Here is a 5,265-nt window from a genome sequence, read left to right as displayed (position 1 = left end):
CTGTCCACCAGCACGGCCGGCACCACCATGTCGGACTTTATGGACCGCACGTTGGGCCTGGGCTATGCGGCAGGGTCGATGATCCTGATCGTGATCCTGATGATCATCTTTGCACTGTGGCGCTTGAGCGGCGACTCGCTGAACGTGAACAAGGTCCAGACCTTTCGCGGCGAGCTGTTTTACTGGATGGCGATTCTGTTTTCCAACACCTTGGGCACCGCGTTGGGCGACTTCCTGGCGGACGATTCGGGGTTGGGCTTTGCCGGTGGCGCCTTGCTGATCGGCTCGGCGATTGCGGTGGTGGTCGCACTCAAATACTTCACACAGATATCGTCAGTGCTGCTGTTCTGGGTGGCATTTGTACTGACCCGCCCGTTTGGTGCAACCCTGGGCGATTTTCTGACCAAACCCTCTGAAAAGGGCGGGATGGATTTCGGCACCGTTGGCTCATCGGCGGTGCTGGCGGCAGTGCTGGTGGTGATGATTGCCGGGGCGGCATATGCGCAGCGTCGGTATGGGCGTAGCGCATTAGCGGACGTTTCCTGAAACCAAATGTGGGAGCGGGCAAGCCAGCTCCCACATTTTTTACCGCGCTAAACCCTTAGTCGGTGGTGATGCGCGAGTGTTTACGGGTGTCTTTCATGGTCACGTAAACCACCAGCGACACCGCGATACACGCGGTCACATACCAGTAGTAACCCGTCTCCATGCCGATGTTCTTGAACCACAGCGCAATCACTTCAGCCGTACCGCCGAAGATCGACACAGTCAGCGCATACGGCAGGCCCACGCCCAGCGCACGGATCTCGGTTGGGAACAGTTCAGCTTTCACCACCGCGTTGATCGAGGTATAGCCGCTGACGATGATCAGCGCCGCCATGATCAGGAAGAACGCACCCCACCAGCTTTGGATAGTGTGCAGGGTGGTGAGGATCGGTACGGTGAACAGCGTGCCGAGGATGCCGAAGGCGATCAGGATCGGCCGGCGGCCAACCTTGTCCGACAGCCCGCCAACCAGCGGTTGCAGGCACATGAACAGGAACAGTGTGGCGGCCGAAATGGTGGTGGAGTCGGAGATGCTCATGCCCACCGTGTTCACCAGGTATTTCTGCATGTAGGTGGTGTAGGTGTAGAAGGCCAGGGTGCCGCCCATGGTCAGGCCGACCACAGTCATCACTTCCTTGGGGTGACGCATCAAGGTGCGCATTGCGCTTTCCTTGGCTTTTTCCTTTTTGGTGAACGACTCGGTTTCTTCCATGCCGCGACGCAGGAACAACGCGACCACTGCGCACAGCGCGCCGATGGCGAACGGGATGCGCCAGCCCCAGGCATACAGCTGCTCGGTGGTCAGGGTTTGTTGCAACACGATCAACACGGCAAGGGCGATGAGCTGGCCGGAGATCAGGGTCACGTACTGGAAGCTGGAGAAGAAACCGCGACGCTCCTTGGTCGCCATCTCACTCAGGTAAGTGGCCGAGGTGCCGTACTCGCCACCGACCGACAGGCCCTGAAGCAAACGTGCAAATACCAGCAGGATCGGCGCGCCGATACCGATGGTGTCGTAGCCCGGCGTCAGCGCGATCAGCAGCGAGCCGAAGCACATCAGCAATACCGAGAACATCAGCGCAGCCTTGCGCCCTTTGTAGTCGGCATACAGGCCCATCAGCCAGCCACCGATCGGGCGCATGATAAAGCCCACGGCAAAGATGGCAGCGGTGTTCATCAACTGAGCGGTGGAGTCACCGGCGGGGAAGAAGGTCTTGGCGAAGTACAGCGAGAAAGCGGCGTAGACGTACCAGTCGTACCATTCGACCATATTGCCGACGGAGCCACTGAAGATCGATTTGATACGGCTGGTAGTGGTGCGCTCTTTAGCCGGCGCGGCCGCCGACCCCAGAGGCAGGGCGTTGGAGTTATCCATTGAAGGATCCTTCATCTAGTTGTTTTTATGGAGCCGCACGAACGCAGCCTGGTTTGGGCTATAGCAGGAGCTGTGCCAAACAGATGAAGGCCCGGAATAGAAGGGTTACAAGATTTTTTTGAGCGGAAAGTCGCTGATGATTATTGGGTGGTGAGCGGAAATCCGCTTATGGCTGCTGGCCTCATCGCAGGCAAGCCAGCTCCCACAGGAATGCGCATTCCAACTGTGGGAGCTGGCTTGCCTGCGATAGCGTCTTCGAAAACGCCATCGAAAATAGCTAAAGAAACATCTCCCGCACCAACCCATGCCGCTGCATCTTTTCATTCAAGGTACGGCGCGGCAGTTGCAGCTCGGCCAACACCGCCTTGATATCGCCTTTGTGCCGCGTCAACGCAGCCTTGAGGCAATGCGCTTCGAACGCTTCCTGTTGCGCCGCCAGGGATTGCCCGGCCTCGACGCCTTCCGGCTCAGGTTCACCCAGGCCCAGCACTTGGCGTTCGGCGACGTTGGCCAGCTCGCGCACATTGCCCGGCCAGTCGTGGCTGAGCAGGCGCCCCAGTTGCGCGCCGCTCAACGGCTCGACGTTGCGGCCCAGGCGCTCGGCGGCGCTTTGGGCGAAGTGGTCGAACAACAGCGGGATATCTTCGCGGCGCTCGCGCAACGGCGGCAGGCGCAGTTGTGCGACGTTCAAACGGTACGCCAGGTCTTCGCGAAACCGCCCGGCGCGGGCCTCTTCGAGCAAGTCGGGCTTGGTGGCGGCAATGATGCGCAAGTCCACATGGATACTTTGGTTGGAGCCCAGCCGCTCCAGTTTTTGCTCTTGCAGCACCCGCAACAATTTGACCTGCTGGGCCAGCGGCATGCTTTCGATTTCATCCAGGAACAGCGTGCCGCCGTGGGCATATTCCAGCTTGCCGATGCGCTTGCCCTGGGCGCCGGTGAACGCGCCGCTTTCGTGGCCGAACAGCTCGGCTTCAAACAGCTGCTCGGGGATGGCCGCGCAGTTGAGCGCGACAAACGGCTTTTTTGCCCGTGGGCCAAAATCATGCAGGCAACGGGCGACCAGTTCCTTGCCGCTGCCGGTTTCGCCACGGATCAGCACATTGACCGGCAAGCTGGCCAGGTCCAGCACTTGCCGGCGCAGGGTCTGCAAACCACGGGACACGCCGAGCAGGCTCGATTCCAGCTGCGCCCGATGGTCGGCCTGTTGATGCAGGCGACGGTTCTCCAGGATCAACCCGCGTTTATCCAAGGCGCGGCGCAGGCTGTTGAGCAGTGCGTCCGGGCTGAAGGGTTTTTCCAGAAAGTCGTAGGCACCGTCGCGCATGGCTTCCACGGCCATCGGTACATCGCCATGGCCGGTGAGCAAGATCACCGGTAAGTCGGCGTCACGCCGCTGCACTTCGGCCAGCAGCTCCAGGCCGCTGAGGCCGGGCATGCGCACGTCGCTCAAAATGACGCCAGGAAAGTCTTTGGGCAGCTGTGCCAGGCATTCTTCGGCGCGACTGAACAACTGCACTTCGAATCCCGACAGGCTCAACCACTGCTCGACGGCGGTGCGAATACTCGCCTCGTCATCCACCACAATCACTGCGTTCAACATAGGTCGGGTGTCTCCAGCGCGATGGGCAAGGTCAGGGTAAATACCGCGCCGTCGCCACGGTTACCGGCGAGCAGGCGCCCACCCAGTTCATGCACGATGGCATAGGACACGGCCAACCCCAAGCCAAGGCCGTCGCCCACGGGTTTGGTGGTGAAAAATGGATCGAACACGCTGTTCAAATGGGCTTCGGCAATCCCGCCGCCGCTGTCGCTGACGCTCAGTTGCCACAGCTGTTGGTCGGCGTGCAGGCGGATTTCCAGGCGTTTGCGCGGTTTGTCGGCCATGGCGTCCAGCGCATTGCGTAGCAGGTTGATCAGCACTTGCTCCAGGCGGATCGCGTCACCGCGCACCCAGGCGGGGCGGCTCAGGTCCAACACCACACCAATGCTTTCATCGCGCAGGCGGGCGTCGAGCAGGTGCAAGGATTGGTCGACCACCGTGGCCAAATCCAGCCGTTCGCGCAGGCCGCTGGGGCTCTTGCGGGCGAAGGTCTTAAGGTGGCTGGTGAGCGCCGCCATGCGCGTGAGCATGTCGTCCAGCGGGGTGAGCGCCTTATAGGCATCGTCCACGCGGCCGTGATCGAGCAGCAGGCGCAAGGTCGCCAATTGCATGCGCTGGGTGGTCAGCGGCTGATTGATCTCATGGGCGAGGGCAGCGGACATTTGCCCCAAGGCCGCCAGCTTGGCCGACTGCACCAGGCCATCCTGCGCGGTGCGCAACGCCTGGGTGCGTTCTTCGACAAGCTGTTCAAGCTCCTCGCGGCTGCGTTGGCGCAAACGGGCCAGGCGCCAGCGTTGGTTCAGGAACAGCAGCAGGAACACCAGCGCCAGCCATGAACCGGCGGCGGCAAGGCCAGCGTTGCGTTGGTCTTCAAAGGCGAATTGCGGTTTGCGCAGCAAGTGCAAGGTCCAGCCTTCGGCTTTCAGCGGCAGGGATTCCCAGATGTAATTGGCGTTGCCGTCGGGGCCGTTGACACGCATCAGATGGCTGTTTTCGTCAAAACGCTGCAATGTCTGGGTGTCCAGCGGCTGCAGCTGTTTTTTGTCGTATTGGCGAGTTGCCTTGAGTTCGGCAAGGTCGCTCGCCGACAACGGACGCAAGTTGCGGAAACGCCAGCCCGGCTGATTGGCGATAAACACGATGCCACGCGCATCGCTGACCAGCAGCAGGTCATTACCTTGGGCCCATTCGCGCTCAAGTTCGGGGAACTCCAGCTTCACCACCATGGCGCCGAGGAACTGTTCGTGCTCATCGACCACGGCGCTGGAGAGGAAATAACCCGGAATGCCGGTGGTCACCCCCACCGCATAAAAACGCCCGGTGCCCTGGCTCAAGGTCTGGCTGAAATACGGGCGAAACGCGTAGTTGTGCCCGACATAACTGCTGGGCAGGTTCCAGTTGCTGGCGGCCACGGCCAGACCGTTACGGTCCATCAATTCCAGAGTGGAAGACTGCGCGGCACCGTTGATGCGCTCCAGCTTGCGGTTGAGCAAGTCCTGGGTGGCGGTGTCCAGCGGGGCTTTAAGGGCGCTGATCATTTCCGAATCCAGCGCCAGTACGGCGGGCAGGGCACGGTAACGTTCAATCAGGGTATGCAGTGAGTTGGCATACAGCGCCAGTTGTTGATTGGCGCGAGCGGCGTCATCCACCAAGGCCTGGCGTTCGGCATGGCGGGTGGCCAAGGCGGCGGCCAGCACGGCGCCGGCGATGATCAACAGCGAGTAGAAAGTCAGTCGCAGGG

4 protein-coding genes are annotated in these 5,265 nt (G+C 61.1%); 1 reads left to right on the top strand and 3 read right to left on the bottom strand.

The features are described from left to right. A partial coding sequence (locus FEM54_RS23640; RefSeq protein ID WP_138453350.1) for a COG4705 family protein occupies nucleotides 1-546 on the top strand: 546 nt, incomplete at its 5' end. A 55-nt stretch (nucleotides 547-601) separates the two neighbouring features. Here the strand turns inward: FEM54_RS23640 and FEM54_RS23635 are convergent. The 3 genes from FEM54_RS23635 to FEM54_RS23625 form a co-directional block, all read right to left on the bottom strand. Beyond that, a complete protein-coding gene (locus FEM54_RS23635) occupies nucleotides 602-1,921 on the bottom strand; it encodes an MFS transporter (RefSeq protein WP_017139777.1) in 1,320 nt (439 codons plus the stop codon). A 277-nt stretch (nucleotides 1,922-2,198) separates the two neighbouring features. Further along, a complete protein-coding gene (locus FEM54_RS23630; RefSeq protein WP_099549377.1) occupies nucleotides 2,199-3,524 on the bottom strand; it encodes a sigma-54-dependent transcriptional regulator in 1,326 nt (441 codons plus the stop codon). After that, entirely contained in the window at nucleotides 3,518-5,263 is a 1,746-nt protein-coding gene (locus FEM54_RS23625) for an ATP-binding protein (protein WP_240792792.1), read from the bottom strand. The genes FEM54_RS23630 and FEM54_RS23625 overlap by 7 nt, the downstream gene beginning before the upstream one ends. Nucleotides 5,264-5,265 lie beyond the last annotated feature (2 nt).

The organism is Pseudomonas edaphica, assembly GCF_005863185.1.
GTDB classification, from domain to species: Bacteria; Pseudomonadota; Gammaproteobacteria; order Pseudomonadales; family Pseudomonadaceae; genus Aquipseudomonas; species Aquipseudomonas edaphica.
The sequence above is the reverse complement of the archived record's forward strand: the minus strand, read 5'-3'. Positions and strand labels throughout refer to the sequence as shown.

Excerpts from the sequence above, each read along its gene's own strand:
- FEM54_RS23635 (WP_017139777.1), bottom strand. The coding sequence starts at position 1,921 with ATGGATAACTCCAACGCCCTGCCTCTGGGGTCGGCGGCCGCGCCGGCT.
- FEM54_RS23630 (WP_099549377.1), bottom strand. The coding sequence starts at position 3,524 with ATGTTGAACGCAGTGATTGTGGTGGATGACGAGGCGAGTATTCGCACC.